General features: G+C 51.6%; 17 protein-coding genes. 15 read left to right on the top strand and 2 right to left on the bottom strand.

Annotated features, from left to right (window positions below; translation table 11 throughout):
* Nucleotides 1-429 precede the first annotated feature (429 nt).
* From rlmD to HCR03_RS15855, 5 genes are all read left to right on the top strand, one after another.
* Nucleotides 430-1,797 carry a 23S rRNA (uracil(1939)-C(5))-methyltransferase RlmD gene (gene rlmD, locus HCR03_RS15875; protein ID WP_187035318.1) on the top strand — a complete coding sequence of 456 codons (1,368 nt, stop codon included), beginning with the start codon at nt 430-432 and terminating at the stop codon, nt 1,795-1,797.
* Nucleotides 1,798-1,806: 9 nt separating this feature from the next.
* The gene (locus HCR03_RS15870) at nt 1,807-2,088 is read left to right on the top strand and encodes a GIY-YIG nuclease family protein (RefSeq protein WP_187035316.1); all 282 of its coding nucleotides are present in this window, start codon (nt 1,807-1,809) and stop codon (nt 2,086-2,088) included.
* Nucleotides 2,089-2,330: 242 nt separating this feature from the next.
* Nucleotides 2,331-3,431: a plasmid pRiA4b ORF-3 family protein gene (locus HCR03_RS15865; protein ID WP_187035314.1), complete on the top strand. Its 1,101-nt coding sequence runs from the start codon at nt 2,331-2,333 to the stop codon at nt 3,429-3,431.
* 335 nt (nt 3,432-3,766) lie between these two features.
* Nucleotides 3,767-4,300 (top strand): GNAT family N-acetyltransferase, encoded by a 534-nt coding sequence (locus HCR03_RS15860; protein WP_066647292.1) that lies wholly within the window; start codon nt 3,767-3,769, stop codon nt 4,298-4,300.
* 513 nt (nt 4,301-4,813) lie between these two features.
* The gene (locus tag HCR03_RS15855; protein WP_066647295.1) at nt 4,814-5,239 is read left to right on the top strand and encodes an RNHCP domain-containing protein; all 426 of its coding nucleotides are present in this window, start codon (nt 4,814-4,816) and stop codon (nt 5,237-5,239) included.
* A gap of 316 nt (nt 5,240-5,555) precedes the next feature.
* On the opposite strand, the gene HCR03_RS15850 is transcribed toward HCR03_RS15855, so the two are convergent.
* A complete protein-coding gene (locus tag HCR03_RS15850) occupies nt 5,556-7,061 on the bottom strand; it encodes an IMP dehydrogenase (protein WP_066647300.1) in 1,506 nt (501 codons plus the stop codon).
* A gap of 443 nt (nt 7,062-7,504) precedes the next feature.
* Between HCR03_RS15850 and HCR03_RS15845 the strand changes: the two genes are divergently transcribed.
* The 10 genes from HCR03_RS15845 (at nt 7,505) to HCR03_RS15800 (ending at nt 16,801) form a co-directional block, all read left to right on the top strand.
* On the top strand, nt 7,505-7,996 hold the full coding sequence (locus HCR03_RS15845; protein WP_156990106.1) for a pyridoxamine 5'-phosphate oxidase family protein: 492 nt from the start codon (nt 7,505-7,507) through the stop codon (nt 7,994-7,996).
* Nucleotides 7,993-9,027 carry a threonine aldolase family protein gene (locus tag HCR03_RS15840; RefSeq protein WP_187035312.1) on the top strand — a complete coding sequence of 345 codons (1,035 nt, stop codon included), beginning with the start codon at nt 7,993-7,995 and terminating at the stop codon, nt 9,025-9,027. Before HCR03_RS15845 ends, HCR03_RS15840 begins: the two co-directional genes overlap by 4 nt.
* Before the next feature lie 73 nt (nt 9,028-9,100).
* Nucleotides 9,101-10,081 carry a D-isomer specific 2-hydroxyacid dehydrogenase family protein gene (locus HCR03_RS15835; RefSeq protein WP_187035310.1) on the top strand — a complete coding sequence of 327 codons (981 nt, stop codon included), beginning with the start codon at nt 9,101-9,103 and terminating at the stop codon, nt 10,079-10,081.
* 314 nt (nt 10,082-10,395) lie between these two features.
* A complete protein-coding gene (locus tag HCR03_RS15830) occupies nt 10,396-11,901 on the top strand; it encodes a sodium-dependent transporter (protein ID WP_187035308.1) in 1,506 nt (501 codons plus the stop codon).
* Entirely contained in the window at nt 11,898-11,993 is a 96-nt protein-coding gene (locus HCR03_RS15825) for a methionine/alanine import family NSS transporter small subunit (protein WP_156990110.1), read from the top strand. The genes HCR03_RS15830 and HCR03_RS15825 overlap by 4 nt, the downstream gene beginning before the upstream one ends.
* A 34-nt stretch (nt 11,994-12,027) precedes the next feature.
* Nucleotides 12,028-13,104 carry a mechanosensitive ion channel family protein gene (locus HCR03_RS15820; RefSeq protein WP_156990111.1) on the top strand — a complete coding sequence of 359 codons (1,077 nt, stop codon included), beginning with the start codon at nt 12,028-12,030 and terminating at the stop codon, nt 13,102-13,104.
* A gap of 272 nt (nt 13,105-13,376) precedes the next feature.
* Nucleotides 13,377-14,333: an AEC family transporter gene (locus tag HCR03_RS15815; RefSeq protein ID WP_066647316.1), complete on the top strand. Its 957-nt coding sequence runs from the start codon at nt 13,377-13,379 to the stop codon at nt 14,331-14,333.
* Between the two features lie 66 nt (nt 14,334-14,399).
* Nucleotides 14,400-15,569: an NAD(P)-dependent malic enzyme gene (locus HCR03_RS15810; protein ID WP_187035306.1), complete on the top strand. Its 1,170-nt coding sequence runs from the start codon at nt 14,400-14,402 to the stop codon at nt 15,567-15,569.
* Between the two features lie 24 nt (nt 15,570-15,593).
* Complete coding sequence (locus HCR03_RS15805) at nt 15,594-16,358, top strand: threonine/serine exporter family protein (protein WP_066647321.1); 765 nt, start codon at nt 15,594-15,596, stop codon at nt 16,356-16,358.
* 2 nt (nt 16,359-16,360) lie between these two features.
* A complete protein-coding gene (locus tag HCR03_RS15800) occupies nt 16,361-16,801 on the top strand; it encodes a threonine/serine exporter family protein (RefSeq protein ID WP_066647324.1) in 441 nt (146 codons plus the stop codon).
* Between the two features lie 146 nt (nt 16,802-16,947).
* Here HCR03_RS15800 and HCR03_RS15795 read toward each other — a convergent pair whose 3' ends face one another.
* Nucleotides 16,948-18,387, bottom strand: a complete 1,440-nt coding sequence (locus tag HCR03_RS15795; RefSeq protein WP_187035304.1) for an MDR family MFS transporter — start codon at nt 18,385-18,387, stop codon at nt 16,948-16,950.
* Nucleotides 18,388-18,496: the final 109 nt, after the last annotated feature.

Genomic DNA, 18,496 nt, shown 5'->3' with positions numbered 1-18,496 from the left:
AACTAAAATCATTATGAATTTTGCTGTTTAGCATCTTGCAAAAAATGAAAAAGACAAAAACCGGCTTTCACCGGTTTTTGTCTTTTTGGGGAGGAGTTGTATTGAAAAGGTGTGGCAAACTCTGCCACAGGACTTATAATCACAAAACAAATAAGGCCTTAAAGAAATGAATCGATTAAATTCGTATCTTTCATTTCTTTGATATCAGTATACCCCCCTGGGCGCATTCTGTCAACGGCTTTCCAGGAATCCCAAACAGAATCTACTCTTTGTATAAAACGTAGGAATAAAACGAACACTTTTAGTTATTATTCACTATTATGCTTTCTGAACCAGCCGGGCACATCCGATCATTTTTCCGTACGCCTTGTATTGTCGGTTGCTCAATGGTACACTAGACGGGTAACAGGAAAAGGAGAACGGAGAAAAATGGAACTCAAGAAAAATCAAATGATCGAACTCGATATAACCGGATATACGGCCGAAGGCAACGGAGTCGGGCGCTATAACGGAATTGCCGTATTTGTTCCGCACGCCGCCGCAGGCGACCGTCTTTCCGTTAAAATTTTAAAAACCGCCAAAACCTATGCGTTCGGCAAGATTGAAAAAATCCTTTCATCCTCCCCGGACCGCATTCCGGTGGACTGCCCACAGTTTTCCCGCTGCGGCGGATGCGTCTACCGGCACGTTCGGTATGAAGCCGAATGCAAAGCCAAGCAGCAGCGGGTTCAGGACGCAATCGAGCGAATCGCGGGATTTCATTACACAATTCTGAATCCGATTGTCCGCGCGGAAAATCCGGACCACTACCGCAACAAAGCGCAGCTGCCGGTCGGCGGCGGTCCTGGAGGAGAAATCAGCCTCGGCTTTTACGCCTCCCACAGTCACCGGATCATCGACTGCGGCGAATGCCTGCTGCAGCCGCAGGTTTTCTCCGCGGCAGCCGGCGCCTTCCGCGAATGGGAAAAGCGCACCCGGGAAGACGTATACGATGAAAAAACAGGGCGCGGCCACATCAGGCATTTTTTCCTCCGTCTGGCGGAATCCACAGGCGAAGTCATGGCGTGCGTGGTCGTCAACGGCAACGGAGTCCACAACGAACCGGAGCTTGTTGAGCTGCTGAAAAACAACGTTCCCGGATTAAAAAGCGTTGTCATCAACAGCAACCGCGAGCGCACCAACGTCATACTCGGCCCCAAATGCCGGACCATCTGGGGCCAGGACACCATTACGGATGAGCTTTGCGGCCTGAAATTCCGCATTTCCCCGCTCTCTTTTTACCAGGTAAACCGCCGGCAAGCGGAACGCCTTTACCGTCTGGCGGCAGAGTACGCGGGCCTGACCGGCGGCGAAACGATTCTGGATCTTTACTGCGGCACGGGAACCATCGGGCTTTCCATGGCGAAAAACGCGGGCAAGGTGATCGGAGTGGAAATCATTCCGCAGGCGGTGGAGGATGCCAGGCAAAACGCGGAGGAGAATGGGATTGAAAACGCGGAATTCCTCTGCATGGACGCCGCAAAAGCCGCCGACATGCTGAAGAACCGCGGAGAAAAGCCGGACGTCGTCATTCTGGACCCGCCGCGAAAGGGCTGTGACGAATCTTTAATTGATACCGTCGGCAAGATGGCCCCCCAGCGCGTGGTTTACGTCTCCTGCGACCCGGAGACGCTTTCGCGCGATTTAAAGCGGTTCGCATTGCGCGGATATAAAACCATGCAGATCACGCCGGTGGATTTGTTCCCCCGCACCGCGCATGTGGAGTGCGTGGTATTGATGACGAGGGTAAAAGAGTGAGGAATCTATGTGAAGCAGATTTACAAAATTATATATCCGAATGGTAAAATTTATATTGGCAAAGACTTGACTGGCAGTATAAATTATTTTGGCAGCGCCAACAGTGATTTAGTCTCACGAGACTTTACCTATGAGGAAGCAAAAACTTTTACTATAACAAAAGAGATATTGTGGGATTCTGAAACAGCAACAGATGCAGAGGTAAATAAAAAAGAAGTTGAGTATATTCAGCTATATAACTCGAACAACCCTCTCATTGGGTATAACAGATGGCCGAAATTTAGAGAGTAATCGTCTCAAAACGCGATTTTGCTTGTACATGGGGATCAGTCTATCAGGTCGGATTTAGTTCGCGAAAGAACAGGATTGATAACGGGCTTTCGCGACAGGACAGGGCCATTTAGTTAATGACAAAACGGAAAGATACGCATTACAGTTCAAAGGAGGAGAAGCCGGATAAATAATTACTTTTCACAATGTGATGAGATAGCAGGCATAACAGCAGATTTGTGATTGTTAAAGGATGTGATAAAATGCAGATTGCACTGACAAAAAAATTAGCGGAAGCCATGGGGATAAATCCTTCGTCCGCACGCGGAGATGAAAATTCGCTTTTTTCTTGGACAGCAAACTGGACAAAGGTATGGGAAAATCGCCGCGCGGAGGATATGCTGGTTTTGGTGAATAACGCCACGCGTTTTACCGTCGCAATTTATCAAGTGAAACGAAAAGATCTGAACAATGTAATGGAAATGATGAGTGCGGCTATTTCAAACACAATGCTTTCCATGAATCTTAATCCTAAGATTGTTGAGGAATATATGCGGCTGGCAGGCAAGGTGATGTTTGTCCAAAATACAAACAGACAAACAACTGCATGGGTAACAAAAGCGGGGATGGACTGCTCTTTTCATATTGCCAATGAGTATAACGGTATTGCGAAAATGTTCAGCGATACCGTAGGCGTTTCCACAAACTACAGGCCTGTCAATTATTCCGGTAAAAATAGCGAGGGTTTTATACCTTACAAAGCGATGTTTGACGTCCTTTCTAATCTCACGGGAAAGCAAACTTACCAATATCGGGCGTTTGAACTATTAATAACGCTTGATCTGGATATATACAAGGCAACACGAAGAATTATTGTGCCTGTCGGCTTGGAATTTACACAGCTACACAAGGTTTTGCAGTCTGTGTTTGACTGGGAAGATTACCATTTATACGATTTTACAGTCTTTGCTGACAATGAAGATCAACCGGCTGTCAGACTTGTCCCGTCGGAGGATGACTTGGATTATGATGAAGATGCTCTTTTAATGAAAGGGCATCTCTTGTCAGAGTTTTTACCCAGATATAAGTCTATGCGCTATACATATGATATGGGGGATAACTGGGAGCATGAGATACAGCTTGTACGCGTGATTGATGAATACGACAAGGAATCACCCTATTTGCTGGAGGCAAGTGGCCAAACTCCGCCGGAGGACGTTGGTGGCGTAGGAGGATTTGTGAACTTCCGTGAAATCATGCTAAATCCTAGCCATCCGGAATATGAGGAAACGAAGGAATGGGCAAAGTATTGGACGACTGAGCTTAGCGAGTGGAAAAGCCATCCCAGAGTCATACATGTATAAATCGGAAGCGACATCAAAATAAACCTCTCATCCTTACGGATAGGACCACAGTTTATAGCAGCAGAAAATTAGTGATTATTAACAATTTATCGCAGAACAGCGGTGTATATTATTGTATATTATACGCAATTTTGACATCTATTCTGTCCTGCAAATTTAGCCTCCCTATCACACGTTGAGCGCGTGGTATTAATGTCGAGGGGTTGAGAAATGAGTTTGTAGAAAAGCCTTGAAATAAAGGCTTTTCTGAGTTTTGGGGTAAAAATCCGATGAGCAAAATTGTTTTTGGATTTTACGAGGTTGTGTGGCCAGGTGTTTGCTAAGGAGTTTAGATTATGGTTATAGAAACAGACAGATTGATTCTACGAAAAATGACAGAGGATGATTTTGATGCATTGTATGTTGTCCTTGCAGATTCGGATATTATGCAGCACTATCCATATTCTTTTGACAAGGATAGAGTTAGCGGGTGGATAAGGAAAAATATTGAAAGATACAAAGTCTTTGGTTTCGGTTTGTGGGCTGTGGTTTTGAAAGAAACCGGTGATATGATTGGGGATTGCGGTCTTACAATGCAGATCATTAATGAACAGATAAGGCCGGAAATAGGATATCATATTCGGAAAGACTGTCAGAGGAGAGGGTACGCCAGTGAAGCTGCAAAGGCAGTAAGGGACTGGACTTTTATGAATACTCCTTTTAACATCATTTATTCCTATATGATGTATACAAACGTACCATCGTATAGAACAGCGATAACTTATGGGTGTCATCTGGTTGACGAGTTTGAAGATGACACTAATAAAATCACTAAAGTGTATGCAATCAGCCGTGCTGAGTGGGATGAATTAAAAAGAAAAAACAGTTGAAATCTTAGCAGGTTAAAATTGTAAGTGGTCGATTTAGATGTATTATGAATTTTTTCGAGGTTGTGTGGTCAGATTTGATTTTGCGAGGGTGAAGTGAGGAGTGATTGAGGTGCGGTGGGCTGCTCTGATATGTCAATCATTAAATGCACCCCCACACTAAGTTTGCCGTGTGGGGTGTGATCATCCGTCCGCCTCCGCCGCCCCACCGGATTTTAGTTTCACGGCGAATTTGTCCTCATTTATGCAATCAGCCGACGGACAAGTGCGGAGGGCTGCCCAGATAGAATTTTGAGCAAAAATATTGACTAAAACTTGATGCCGATCGTACATAAGCGTATAATAATATTAGACATCGTTAATCCGGCCAATCGGCTTGATTATAAAGATATTTTAAGGAGATTATTGTATGAAAAATAATAACGCCAAGGTGATTGTGCGCTAACCGGGAGGTTGCGTAGAATCAAATCGAAACCTCCCAATAGGATTTTTATCATCTGTTAGGAGGACCATCCCATGAATCGGGAAAACAAGAAAAAATCATTTGAAAAAGGATATTATAAAACACACGCTTGCAACGAGACCTTTACCTGCAAGCTATGCGGAAGAATTGTAACACCGGAAGGTGCCGGAACCAACCACAGAAATCATTGCCCAAACTGCCTGTCGAGCCTGCATGTTGATGATGAACCGGGGGATCGTTTGGCCGATTGCGGGGGAATCATGGAACCGGTTGCCGTATGGGTCAAAAAAAACGGAGAGTGGGCAATCATTCACCGCTGCCGCGTCTGCGGGAAGATCAGTTCAAATCGTGTGGCGGCGGATGACAATCCGATCAAACTCATGTCGATTGCCATGAAACCGCTTACTTCACCGCCTTTTCCCATAGAACGAATTGAGGAAATGACAAGGCTGATGGGCGGCGAAGGCTCGGTAAAATAACATCCAGGCAGAAAAGGCCTCCTAACATACGACCTAACGGTTCGGTTAGGAGGCCTGTTCCGTATGGTTTCGTCATCCATCGCCGCATCGGCAAAGGGCGCGAAAGCCTGATCCGATATTACTCTGTTTGCTATTGGCGCCAAGAGAAAACGGCCGGTTTCTAAAACAGACCGCGGAGGAATCGTGGCCCTTGTCCGAGCAGCTCCCAAAAGCCGTTTCCCTTGATTCCGGTTTCACGGCAGCATACAGCATATAGAAAAGAACGGCGGAACCGGGATTCTCATCCCGGTTCCGCCGTTTACAGAATATCAAACTTTTATTTCATCAGATGCATGTCGTCTTTCAGCACCACGTCGTGGGCGCCGCCTTCGACAATGCTGACGGAAGACACCAGTGTCAAGCGGGCTTTCTTTTGCAGCTCCGGCAAAGAAAGCGCACCGCAGTTGCACATGGTGGAGCGCATCTTGCTCAGCGTCAGCGAAAGATTGTCGTGCAGACTGCCGGCATAGGGGACATAGGAATCGACCCCTTCTTCAAAGCTCAGCTTTTTGTCGCCGCCCATGTCATAGCGCTGCCAGTTGCGGGCGCGGGCGGAACCTTCGCCCCAGTATTCCTTCATATAATTTCCGTTGATCATCACTTTATTGGTCGGGCTCTCGTCAAAGCGGGCGAAATAGCGGCCCAGCATGCAGAAGTCGCAGCCCATCGCCAGCGCCAGCGTCACATGATAGTCGTAAACGATCCCGCCGTCCGAGCAGATCGGAACATAGACCCCGGTTTCCTCGAAGTACTCGTCGCGCGCCTTCGCAACCTCGATTACGGCGGTTGCCTGACCGCGGCCGATTCCCTTGGCTTCACGCGTAATGCAGATGGAACCGCCGCCGATCCCGATTTTGACAAAATCGGCGCCCGCTTCCGCCAAAAAGCGGAACCCATCGCGGTCAACCACGTTGCCGGCCCCGATTTTCACGGAATTCCCGTAAGTTTTGCGCACATAGTCAAGCGTGCGTTTCTGCCACTCGGTATATCCTTCCGAGGAATCGATGCAGAGAATATCCGCACCCGCTTCCACCAGAGCGGGGATGCGCTCTTTGTAATCGCGTGTGTTGACGCCCGCGCCGACCACATATCGCTTGTGGGAATCCAGAAGCTCCAGCGGATTCCCCTTGTGAGAATCGTAGTCCTTGCGGAACACAAACGCCGCCAGCCGCTGGTCCTTGTCCAGAATCGGAAGGGCATTGAGCTTGTTGTCCCAGATGATATTATTGGCTTCCTTCAGGCTGACGCCCTCTTCGGCATAGATAATCTTTTCGATCGGCGTCATGAACGTAAAGACCTTTTCTTCCGGCGACATCCGGCTCACCCGGTAATCGCGGCTTGTCACGATTCCAAGCAGATGCCCGTTCGGTGTGCCGTCGTCCGTCACCGCCACCGTGGAATGGCCCGTCTTTTCCTTCAGATCAAGAACATCGGCCAGGGTCTGGTCCATCCGGATGTTGGAGTCGCTGATCACAAATCCAGCTTTATAGCTTTTGACGCGCCCGACCATTTCCGCCTGCTTTTCAATGCTCTGGGAGCCGTAAAGGAAAGAAATTCCTCCCTCCTTTGCCAGCGCAATCGCCATGCGGTCGTCGGAAACCGACTGCATAACCGCGGAAACCAGAGGAATGTTCATGCTCAGCTCCGGTTGCTCACCCTTTTTAAAACGCACGACAGGTGTTTGCAGCGAGACATTCGCGGGCATGCATTCCGCGGAGGAATAGCCCGGCACCAACAGATATTCGCTGAACGTGTGGCAGGGCTCTTCATAAAAATACGCCATTTTATCTTCTCCTTGCTTCTGATTACTCCCTGGACAGCTTTCGCGGCGGATGGCAGGTACAACGGCATTTTCAGCGCCATGCTCCCCCGCCTAACTTCGGGTTTTCTCATTATTATATCACGGTTGGCGGGTTTGTAAAGTAGAAAATAGCGCACCGGCTGCGCGCGTGATGAAATTGACAAGTCCCTATGAAACCCATATAATAATAGTATTCAATACAGAGTCCGAAAAGCAAGGGCGCTTTTCCCCGCACCCATGATCTCTAATCCGGCATGCCTGGGATGCAGAGACCGCGATGAAGACGGAATGGCCGCCTTTAGCGACATTACTGTGACCAGATTACCGATGCGGTTTGTCTCCTCTCGGGACCGCAATCGGTTTTTTTATCATCCGAGAGAATGAATTCTTTCAGTTGATACACTGCAAAAGGAGATTTTTTTACAATGAGACGCAAAGACCGCGAAATCCTCGAACTGAACGAAATCATCAAGATCATTGACCGGTGCGACGTATGCCATATCGGTATGACGGACAAGGGTCTGCCCTATGTGGTGCCGATGAGTTTTGGCTATGCCGTTTTAGAAAACCGGGCTACCTTTTATTTTCACTGCGCGGGGGAAGGCCGGAAAATTGACCTGCTTCGGAAAGACCCGCGGGTCTGCCTTCAATTTGACTGTTCCCATCGCCTGATTACCGGAGAAAAAGCCTGTGACTGCTCTACGGAGTACGAAAGCGCCGTCGCTTTCGGCATCGCCGAATTCATCACGGATCCGGCGGAAAAAACCGGCGCGCTGACCCGCCTGATGGAACACTACCGGTCCGGCGGTGGATTCCGGTTTGACGACCGGATGGTCCGGCAGACCGCCGTATTCAAAGTCACAGCCGAACAAATCAGCGGGAAAAGAAAACATGCTATCAAAGAGGTAAATTCATGATTCGATTCAACTGCGATTACAGCGAAGGCGCACACCCGAAAGTCCTGGAACTGCTTTCACAAACCAACCTGGAACAAACCGCCGGTTACGGCGAAGACCCTTATTGCAGGCGCGCGGCCGAACTGATCCGCCAAAAAGCCGCCTGCCCCGACGCCGACGTACAGTTTACCATCGGCGGAACTCAGGTCAACCTGATTGTGATTGCCGCATCCCTGCGTCCCCACCAGGGCGCTCTCTGCGCCGACACCGGGCATATCAACGTCCACGAAAGCGGCGCCGTGGAAGCGACCGGGCATAAGGTTCTGCCTGTGCCGGGAACAGACGGAAAAATCACCGCCGCTCAGATTCAGGCTACCTGCGACGCGCATTTCGGCGACGAGACCCACGAGCACATGGTTCAGCCGGGCATGGCGTACCTGTCCTTTTCCACGGAGCTGGGCACAATCTATTCCAAAAAGGAACTGACCGAAATCAGCGAAACCTGCCGCCGCAACGGTTTACTCCTGTATGTGGACGGCGCCCGCCTCGGCTACGGGCTGAGCGCCGAAGGCTGCGACCTTACTCTGCCCGCGCTCGCCGGGCTCTGCGACGCGTTCACCATCGGGGGAACCAAGGTCGGCGCGCTGTTCGGTGAAGCGCTGGTCATCCGCAATTCCGCGCTGAAACAGGATTTCCGCTACATTCTCAAGCAAAGGGGCGGAATGCTTGCCAAGGGCCGTCTGCTGGGAATTCAGTTTCTCGCCCTTTTGGAAAACGATCTTTACTTTGACATCGCGGCGCGCGCCGACCGGCAGGCCATGCGGATCCACCGCGCCTGCGCGGAAAAAGGCTGGCAATTTCTGTCCCCTTCCCCGACCAACCAGCAGTTCCCGGTTCTGCCGGACTCGGCGCTTTCATCCCTACGGCAGGATTATGAGGTGTCCTACTTTGGAAGAATCGACGAATCGCACAGCGCCGTCCGGTTCTGCACCAGCTGGGCGACCCGCGACGAAGACGTGGAACGCCTTGTCCGGGATATCAGCGCCCTGTAAACGGATCTCGGCATTTCGCCGCATCCGTTCCAAAAATTCATTGAAGTTTATTGTTTTTTAGAGAGGGATCAGAATGAAAATTACAATTTACAACTGCCGTTCGGACGAAGCGGAATACCTGGAAGGATTCCGCAGAAAGCACGGCGTCGAGCTGTTTGCAACCAAAGAATCCCCGACTGCCGAAACCGTCGGTATTGCCGAGGGCTGCGAATGCGTCAGCATCATCACCACGCCGATGGACGAAACGCTGTTGAAAACATACCGGGACGCGGGAATCCGCTTTCTTTCGACCCGCAGCATCGGGTACGACCACATCGATCTGAAGGCGGCGGAACAGCTGGGGCTTCATATCGGCAACGTCAGCTATTCCCCGAACAGCGTGGCGGATTACACCGTCATGATGATGCTGATGGCCGTGCGCAAAGTCAAAGCCATTCTGCTCCGAAGCGCGAACCAGGATTATTCCCTTCGCGGCGTAAAAGGAATGGAAATGCACAACCTGACCGTCGGGGTGATCGGCACCGGGCGCATCGGCAGAACAGTGCTGCAAAACCTGACCGGATTCGGCTGCCGCCTGCTTGCCTACGATCTTTATCCGAACGATTCGGTCCGGAAAATCGCGGAATACGTTACGCTTCCGGAGCTGCTGAAGCAGAGCGACCTGATCACCCTGCACATGCCCGCGACCCGGGAAAACCATCATATGATTAACCGCGACACCATCGCGCAGATGAAAGACGGCGTCATTCTGATCAATTCAGCGCGCGGCTCCCTCATCGACACCGACGATTTTTTGGACGCGGTGGAAAACGGCAAAATCGGCGGCGCCGCGCTGGACGTTGTGGAAAATGAGGCGGGCCTGTACTACAACGATCTGAAATGCGATATTATGAAGAACCGCGGCCTCGCGGTCCTCAAATCCTACCCGAATGTTCTGGTGACTCCGCACATGGCGTTTTACACCGACCAGGCGGTCAGCGACATGGTGGAAAATTCAATCAGAAGCTGCATCCTTTTTTCAAAAGGAGAGAAAAACCCCTGGCAGGTCGTCTGATTTGTTTCTTCCGACTTGGTTTGATCTTGATATTTTGCATTTTTTAAAGAATTTGATTCATTTTAATTAATTTTAAGAAGTTTTTGTGCTATAATAGCTTTTTGATGTAGGTTTTGGGGCCTTTTCTTATCAGGGAGAAAACGATATAGCGACGAGAGTTTTTTCGTCAGACAAAAACGAAAAAACGGGAATCCTGTTTATTCCGAATATTTTCAACGCATATGGCGGTAACAATTACCGGATTAATCGTGCTGCGGCGATGAAAACGGGTTCTTAAAACTGCACGGAAAATTCTTAAGAGTAGGGTGAACAAAATGGATCGAGAACAATGGGGTTCCAGATGGGGATTTGTATTGGCTGCGGTGGGTTCCGCAATCGGCTTGGGCAATATCTGGCGATTTCCTTATGTTGCCTATAAAAACGGCGGCGGGGCTTTCCTGATTCCGTACATGTTTGCGCTTTTGACCACGGGTTTGTCCTTTGTTGCGCTGGAGTTCGTCATCGGCAAAAAATACCGCGGCTCGGCGCCGCTTTCTTACTTCCGGATTAACCGCCGCATGGAATTTGTTGGCTGGTGGCAGTTTGCGATCAGCTTCGTCATCATGACCTACTATGCCGTTATCCTTGGATGGGCCATGAGCTATATCGGCTTCTCCGCAACGCTCGCATGGGGAACCGACACAAAGGATTTTCTTTTTAACTCCTACCTGAATGTTCTTCCGAACGCTTCCGTAACAAACTTCGGCGGAATTGAATGGCACGCATTTATTCCGCTGTTGATTATCTGGGTGATTACGCTTGCGATTTCTTACCGGGGCGTGAAGCAGGGAATCGAACGCGTCAGCAAAATCGCAATCCCGACCCTGGTGGTTCTTTTCCTGATTTTTGTCATCCGCGCGGTCACGCTTCCGGGTTCTTCTCTGGGGCTGAATGCGTTCTTTGAGCCGCAGTGGAACCAGCTTTTGAATCCGGAAATCTGGAAAGCCGCCTATTCGCAGATTTTTTACAGTCTTTCGCTCGCAATGGGCATTATGATTACGTATAGCAGTTATCTGCCGGAAAAAACCGACACCACGAACAATGCTTTCATCGCGGCCTTTTCAAACTCCGGTTTTGAACTTCTCGCGGGCTTCGGCATCTTTGCCGCGCTTGGTTTTATGGCCCACAATTCCGGTGTGGCGGTCAAGGACCTCGCCGCGGGCGGAATCGGCCTCGCGTTTGTCGTTTTGCCGCAGATCATCAACCAGCTTCCTTTTCCCCAGTTTTTCGGCATCGTCTTTTTCGCCTGCCTGCTGATCGCGGGGATCACCTCGCTGATTTCTCTTTTGGAGGTCTGCATCTCCGCCGCGACGGAAAAATTCGGCTGGGACCGGCACCGCGCCGTTCTGACCATCGGCGGCCTTGCCACGCTGGTCTCCGTCGCCTACTCCACGCGCGGAGGGATGTATCTGCTGGACGTCGTGGACAATTTTGTCAACGGATTCGGCGTGCTCCCGTCTGCGGTTTTTGAAATTGTTCTTGTCCTGTGGGTTTTCCATAAGATGAAGCCCCTGATGGAAGAAGCCAACCTGCATTCTCAGATCCGTCTGGGCGGTTACTTCAAAATTTCACTGGGTTTCATCACCCCCGTTATGCTGGTTATCATTCTTTTCAGCTCTCTGATTACAAACATCTCGACCGTATACGGCGGGTACCCGGTAAATTTTGTCGGCGTGTTTGGCTGGGGCATGGTAATTCTGATGCTGGTGTTCGCTGTTCTGATTTCACGCCTGTCCTGGAAGGACAAACGTGTCTTTGAGAAAAAGGAGGAAAAGGAATGAGCGCTTCCGCAGTTGTGATGATGATCGTCGCCATATGCGTCATCTGGGGCGGTCTTGTTACCAGTGTCCTTCACGCAATACGCCATTCGTAACGGAGCCGCGGCCGATACCGCGAGGGAGGGATTCATGACGCCGGTTTTGGATTTTATGAGAAAGCTGTGGCAGATTGCCTGGGTTGCCGATTTCGCGATCCCTCTGGCTGTTCTTCTGATTTTTTATCTTCTTCGCGGTTCGGCCGTTTCGTGGCTGTTCCGTCCCGTGCGCAAGCTGAATCGCGGAAAAAGCTGGCCGGTTGAGCTGGAGCACAGCTTTCAAAAGCCGCTTCGGGTGCTGATCGCGGCGTGCGGCGCGTACGCCGCGCTGTGGATTTCGCCCGCGGTGGCTCATACCGGCCCCTTCTGGGCCGTCGCCGTCAAGTGTTTCCGCAGTCTGCTGATTTTGCTGCTGGCCTGGGGCTTCTCCCGCCTGTGCGACAGCCGGGAGCTGACCGGCGGTCTGCTACTAAAAAAGCTGGATGTAAACACCGATGGGGTTCTGTTCCCGTTTCTGTCGAAAATCCTTCGCTTTATCATCCTGTGCCTCGCGTTTCTGATCATCGCCCAGGAATGGAATTACAGTATCAGCGGCCTGCTCGCGGGCCTGGGTCTTGGCGGTCTGGCCTTTGCGCTGGCCGCGCAGGACATGCTGTCCAACCTGTTCGGCGGTCTGGTTATTTTTCTCGACCGCCCGTTTACGATCGGCGACTGGATTCAGGCCGACGACACGGAGGGAACCGTCGAGGATATCAATTTCCGAAGTGTAAAGGTCCGCACCTTTTCACAGGCCGTCGTCACGATTCCGAATTCCAAACTGGTCGACCGGCCGGTAACGAATTACAGCAGAATGGGAAAACGCAAGGTCAGCTTTACGGTCGGGCTGAAATACGGGACGACGGAGCGGCAGCTTCGTGCCTGCGCGGACCGGATTCGCCAAATGCTCCTTCAGAATGAGGAGATTGACCCGGATACCGTCATCGTCGCCTTCAACAGCATCGGCGAAAGCAGTCTTGACCTGATGCTTTATTTCTTCACAAAAACAACCGACTGGCAAAAGCACCTGAAAGTCCGGGAGGATGTTTTCTACGGAGTCCTGAGGATTGTTGAGGAAGAGAAGGCGGAAATTGCCTTTCCCACCCGCACCGTACAGGTCGAAAAAGGAATATAAAGAGCTGCGAAATCTCCCGCGCAGAGCCGATGCGCTTCAACGAAGGGAAACAGCCGCCCCGCGGACCGCCTTTGGCGGTCCGTCTTTTGTTTGGTTGATTCTGTCCTCGGGTAATGCTATAATATGGCTAAAACCTGTTCCCGGCAGAAAACAAAATTCAGCAATCAACCCCATAAAATAACATTGTAGTCTTACCAACAATAACAGCAGCGGTGGAAAGCCGTGTTTTTCGAAATGCGCTTTTTTCCGAAGAATCCGGAGGAACAGTCCAGATGGCTAATTTAATCTTCAGCTTCAATACGGTCGCTCCCGTTTTTCTTCTGGTCGCAATCGGTTGGCTTGCCAGAAAAACCAGTCTGGTCAATGAACCCTTCGTTGACGCGGCGAGCAAGCTCAACTTCAGGACAGGATTGCCTGCCCTTTTATTTTTAAATATTTATCAGGCAAAGGCCGCTGACTTTTTTGACTGGAAATTTGTCGGCTTAATGGCTTCGGGGTGCCTGTTCTTCGCCTTGATCCTCTGCCTGACCGTACCGAGGATCGTAAAGGACAAAAGCAAGGCCTCCGCCATCATCCACACCGTGTTCAAGCCGAACGTCATCGTGCTTGGATTCCCGCTGATGATTATGGCCTTCGGCGAGGAGCATTCCGCGGCGATTTCCATGCTGATGCCCGTTCTGATTCCGGTCAACAACATCGTCGCCGTACTGATCCTTTGCGCCATGGACCCGGAAAATGACGATGCCAAAACACATCCTCTGAAAAAAGCTTTTGCCAGCGTAATGAAAAATCCGATTATTCTCGCGGCGATCGCCGCGATTCTGCTGCAGCAGCTCGGCGTGCCGCTGCCCGGGTTCCTGACAAAGCTGCTCGCCTCCCTGTCCAATATGGCGACGCCGTTCGCCCTGATCACCCTGGGCGCCCAGATGACCATGAGCTCCGTTCTCTCCGACCGTAAATATGTGGTCTCCGCCACGATTCTGAAAGTGCTTGTCACACCTCTTTTTATTGTCCCGCTCGCCTGGTTTTTCGGCTTCCGCGGCTACGAGCTGGCAACGGCCTTTCTTGTTTCCGCCTCGCCGAGCGCCGTCAACTGCTATATGCTTGCGAGGGAAATGCGCTCCGATGAAGTCCTGACCGGCGAAATTATTCTGAGCAGCACTTTCTGCTCCATGTTTGTCATTTTTATTGGCATCTTTGTCCTGAAAACTCTGGCAATCGTATCCTGACGAATGGAATGCAAAAGAATCATCATAGAAATATAGGGGTAAAATACAGCAGAAAGGGAAAAGAATATGGATTACGCGAAAGAATCTCTGAAACTGCACTATCAGTGGAACGGTAAAATTGAAATCAACTGCCGCGTACCGCTGGAAACCCGCGACGATCTGTCGCTTGCCTACACGCCCGGCGTGGCGCAGCCTTGCCTGGAAATTCAAAAGGACGTCCGGAAAAGCTATGAACTGACCCGCCGCTCGAACCTGGTCGCCGTTGTAACGGACGGCAGCGCGGTGCTGGGACTCGGGGATATCGGGCCGGAAGCGGGAATGCCCGTGATGGAAGGAAAATGCGCGCTTTTTAAAGCGTTCGGAAACGTGGACGCCGTTCCGCTCTGCATTCGCTCAAAGGACACGGACGACATTGTCAACACCGTCCGGCTGATTGCCGGCAGCTTCGGCGGAATCAATCTGGAAGACATCGCGGCCCCCCGCTGCTTTGAAGTTGAAAAACGGCTGAAAGAATGCTGCGACATTCCGATTTTTCACGATGATCAGCACGGTACGGCTATTGTCGTCGCCGCCGCCCTGATTAACGCATTCAAAGTGACCGGCAGAAAACAGGGCAACGCCAAAATCGTCATCAACGGCGCCGGGGCCGCCGGCATCGCAATCGGGAATCTGCTGCTGGACATGAAGTTCGGCAATGTGATTTTGTGTGACCTCAACGGCGCGATCTGCAGGGGGGACGACAATCTGACTTCCGGCCAGGCGGCGATTTCTCTGAGAAGCAATCTGGAACAGGAGCGCGGTTCTCTTGCCGACGTTTTGCGCGGCGCGGACGTTTTTATCGGAGTTTCGCGCCCCAATCTGGTCACGGAGGATATGGTTTCTTCCATGAATCAACCGATTGTTTTCGCCATGGCGAACCCAACGCCGGAAATCATGCCTGACGCAGCGCTTTCGGCGGGGGCGGCGGTCGTCGGAACGGGCCGCAGCGATTTCCCGAATCAGATCAACAATGTTCTGGTATTCCCCGGCGTTTTTCGCGGCGCGCTCGACGCGCGGGCGTCGGATATCAATGAGGAAATGAAAATCGCGGCAGCTACCGCCATCGCCTCCTACATCCCGGATGATAAGCTGAAGCCGGACTATATTATTCCAAGCGCTCTCGACCGCAAAGTCCCCGCCGCTGTCGCCAAAGCGGTGGCGGAAGCGGCCGTGAAAAGCGGAGTTTCCCGAATCTGAAATTGAATGCCGGGAGCTGAGCCAATGAATTACAGTGATCTGGTCAACACCGCGGTCGAAGCCGGCTATCTTCTGGTGGCCAACGGCGGGGAAATCTACCGGGCCGAAGAATCCATGCAGCGAATTTTCCGCGCCTACGGCGTGGAAACCGGCGAAGTGTTCGTCATTCCGACCCTGATTGAGGTAACCGTCTGCACGCGGGACGGCAGGCCGATCACACGGATTAAGCGCGTGCCGACGCGCACGATGAATCTGGACCGCGTCGATCAGGTGAACGCCCTCTGCCGGCGTATCTGGAGCGATAAGCCGCAGTTTTCCGAAATCAGGGCGGAGCTGGACCGCATCGGAAAGCGCCCCACGCTGTCGTTTCCGATGCAGATACTCGCTTATGCGCTGATCGGGGCGGCCTTCACGCTCTTCTACGGCGGTTCCCCGCGCGACGCCGCCGTGGCTCTGTTCTGCGGCGCGGCGATCCGGCTTGTCACACGGTCCTTGGAACTCTTTCGCGTCAATTCCTTCTTCATCAACGTTGCAGCCAGTTTCGTGGCGGCTGCGATTGCCCTGACCGCGGCAAATTTCGATTTTTTCCTGAGCTACGATAAAATAATCATCGGCTCCCTGATGAATCTGGTACCGGGAATCGCAATCACGAATTTTATGCGGGATATTATCGCGGGCGACCTGATCGCCGGAATTCTGCGCCTGACCGAAAGCGTCCTGGTCGCAACCGCCATCGCCATCGGCGCGGGCATTGCCCTGACTGCCTCGCGCATGCTGTTGGGGGTGTAATAATGGAAATATTTCTGAGCTGCCTGTGGGCATACGCCGCTTGTATCGCTTTCTGCTTCCTGTTTAATATCCGCGGACGCGCACTGACGATTGCCTCCTTTGGAGGATTTCTCGGCTGGCTGTGTTTTTCTCTGCTTTCCCCCCTGCACAACGATATGATTCAATATTTTATCGCAACCGTTGTTACGGCGGTCTATTCCGAAAGCATGGCGCGGTTCGCCAAGAAACCCGCGACCGAATTTCAGATTATCGCGCTGCTCCCCTTTGTACCTGGCGGCGGCATCTTTTACACCATGGAATATGTTGTAATCGGCAACAATTCCATGTTTCTCAGCACCGGCCTTCACACGCTGGGAATCGCGGGAGCCCTTGCGATGGGAGTGCTTCTGGTTTCCACACTGGTCCGGCTCTTTCACATTGCCAGAACCCACCGGGAATGGTAAAAGCCCGCCCTTTGGGACAGGCTTGATTCATTTTGCACTCAGGTTGACTGCCCGAGATGAAGTTACCAGGGCAGCCCCTTGGGCATACCCGTATTAGCCGAAATCACCGTAGAGGCAGTCCTTTGCCCCTCGCCCCTCTGCCGCACTTAGTGCTGAGCCGCTTCCGACCCTGATTTTTTGCCTTTTGCCAAGAACAGCGTAGGGATTACGGCGACCACGGTAAAACCGATGGACCACCAGAAAGAGACGTTGAATGCGCGCGCAGCCGCATGAAGATCGGAATCGGCACGCCCCGCCATCTGACCCTGCGCAACGGTTGCAAGAATCGCCGACCCGAAAGCACCGCCGATGGTCTGAAAAATTCTTGTCGCGATGCTCGCATGCGGAATTTGCTCTTTCAACAGACCGACGTAAGCGGACATCATGATGGCGATAAACAAACCGCCGAGTCCGGCCCCCCTGATGAGAAGGGCAAGAGATAAAAGGATATAATTTGATTCCGTACCGGCAAAAGCAAACGGCAGCGTGCCGATTGTAACAGTGGCGAGGCTGAAAAGCACAATATTGCGCGAACCGCCGCGATCAGCCGCTTTGGCGGCCCAGCTCCGGGTGAGCAGCATGCCTACGCCTTGCGGAATCATCCACAGCCCCGCAGCAAGCGCGCTTGCGCCGCGCACTTCCTGATAATAGAGCGGCAGCATCAGCATGGCCCCGTTTGTAATAATGCCGCTGAAAATCAACAGGATATTGGATGCGGAAAAATTGACGGATTTGAACAGCCGCACGTTCAGCGCCGTTTCCCGTTTTGTCTGCAAGGCATGAACAACATACAGAACCATCAAAACGAGGCCGATGAGCAGCGGAATATAGACCGCGCTGTCCGCAACGCCGCCGTGCGTGCTTATCTGGACGATACCGTAAATCAAGATTGCGAATGCGGGCGATAACAAGAGCATACCGAGCAGATCAATGGACGCTTTCTGATCGAGGAGATTATCTTTCGGTATCCCCCATACGGAGAGGGGAATCGCTACGATGCAGATCGGAATATTCACCCAGAAGATGGCGTGCCAACCCAAGTTATTGACAATGATGCCGCCCAGCACTGGCCCGAGAATCGGTCCGAGCAAAGATGGTATGCTGATAATTGCCATAATTCGCCCGAGATTGCGGCCGCCGGAAACCTGAACAAGCTCCGTCTGGAGGGTCGGCATTAATAATCCGGCACCGACGCCCTGAATAACCCGGAACGCGATCATGCTCTCAATGCTCCAGGAAAGCATGGTGCAGATGGAACCAATCAGGAAAATGACCAGGGAAAAGATATAGAGCCGTTTGCATCCAAACCGTCTGGTGGCCCAGCCGGAGACCGGAACCGCCAGCCCCATTGCCAGCACATAGCCCGTCGTAACCCACTGCACGACGGAGATAGTTGCCTTCATTTCGGCCGCGATGGTGTGGAGCGCCACATTGACCATCGTGGAATCAAACAGCGGTGCGAGCGCGCCGACGATCAGAATAATAGCAACCCGCAGTGCCACCGGATCAAGTCTTTCTTTTACCGGCCTTACTTTTTTTGCACTCAAGAATATCATCCTCCTTTTTCAAAAGAAACGGTTGCGTTTCTTATATGCATATGATAAAATAAATGCGAAATACTTTCAATTCGCATACTTCACATGAATATAAGAAACT

It is taken from the genome of Caproicibacter fermentans, from assembly GCF_014303955.1.
Taxonomy (GTDB): domain Bacteria; phylum Bacillota; class Clostridia; order Oscillospirales; family Acutalibacteraceae; genus Caproicibacter; species Caproicibacter fermentans.
This window is presented reverse-complemented; position numbering and strand designations above follow the sequence as displayed.

Excerpts from the sequence above, each read along its gene's own strand:
- rlmD (WP_187035318.1), top strand. The coding sequence starts at position 430 with ATGGAACTCAAGAAAAATCAAATGATCGAACTCGATATAACCGGATAT.
- HCR03_RS15865 (WP_187035314.1), top strand. The coding sequence starts at position 2,331 with ATGCAGATTGCACTGACAAAAAAATTAGCGGAAGCCATGGGGATAAAT.
- HCR03_RS15860 (WP_066647292.1), top strand. The coding sequence starts at position 3,767 with ATGGTTATAGAAACAGACAGATTGATTCTACGAAAAATGACAGAGGAT.
- HCR03_RS15855 (WP_066647295.1), top strand. The coding sequence starts at position 4,814 with ATGAATCGGGAAAACAAGAAAAAATCATTTGAAAAAGGATATTATAAA.
- HCR03_RS15850 (WP_066647300.1), bottom strand. The coding sequence starts at position 7,061 with ATGGCGTATTTTTATGAAGAGCCCTGCCACACGTTCAGCGAATATCTG.
- HCR03_RS15845 (WP_156990106.1), top strand. The coding sequence starts at position 7,505 with ATGAGACGCAAAGACCGCGAAATCCTCGAACTGAACGAAATCATCAAG.
- HCR03_RS15840 (WP_187035312.1), top strand. The coding sequence starts at position 7,993 with ATGATTCGATTCAACTGCGATTACAGCGAAGGCGCACACCCGAAAGTC.
- HCR03_RS15835 (WP_187035310.1), top strand. The coding sequence starts at position 9,101 with ATGAAAATTACAATTTACAACTGCCGTTCGGACGAAGCGGAATACCTG.
- HCR03_RS15830 (WP_187035308.1), top strand. The coding sequence starts at position 10,396 with ATGGATCGAGAACAATGGGGTTCCAGATGGGGATTTGTATTGGCTGCG.
- HCR03_RS15825 (WP_156990110.1), top strand. The coding sequence starts at position 11,898 with ATGAGCGCTTCCGCAGTTGTGATGATGATCGTCGCCATATGCGTCATC.
- HCR03_RS15820 (WP_156990111.1), top strand. The coding sequence starts at position 12,028 with ATGACGCCGGTTTTGGATTTTATGAGAAAGCTGTGGCAGATTGCCTGG.
- HCR03_RS15815 (WP_066647316.1), top strand. The coding sequence starts at position 13,377 with ATGGCTAATTTAATCTTCAGCTTCAATACGGTCGCTCCCGTTTTTCTT.
- HCR03_RS15810 (WP_187035306.1), top strand. The coding sequence starts at position 14,400 with ATGGATTACGCGAAAGAATCTCTGAAACTGCACTATCAGTGGAACGGT.
- HCR03_RS15805 (WP_066647321.1), top strand. The coding sequence starts at position 15,594 with ATGAATTACAGTGATCTGGTCAACACCGCGGTCGAAGCCGGCTATCTT.
- HCR03_RS15800 (WP_066647324.1), top strand. The coding sequence starts at position 16,361 with ATGGAAATATTTCTGAGCTGCCTGTGGGCATACGCCGCTTGTATCGCT.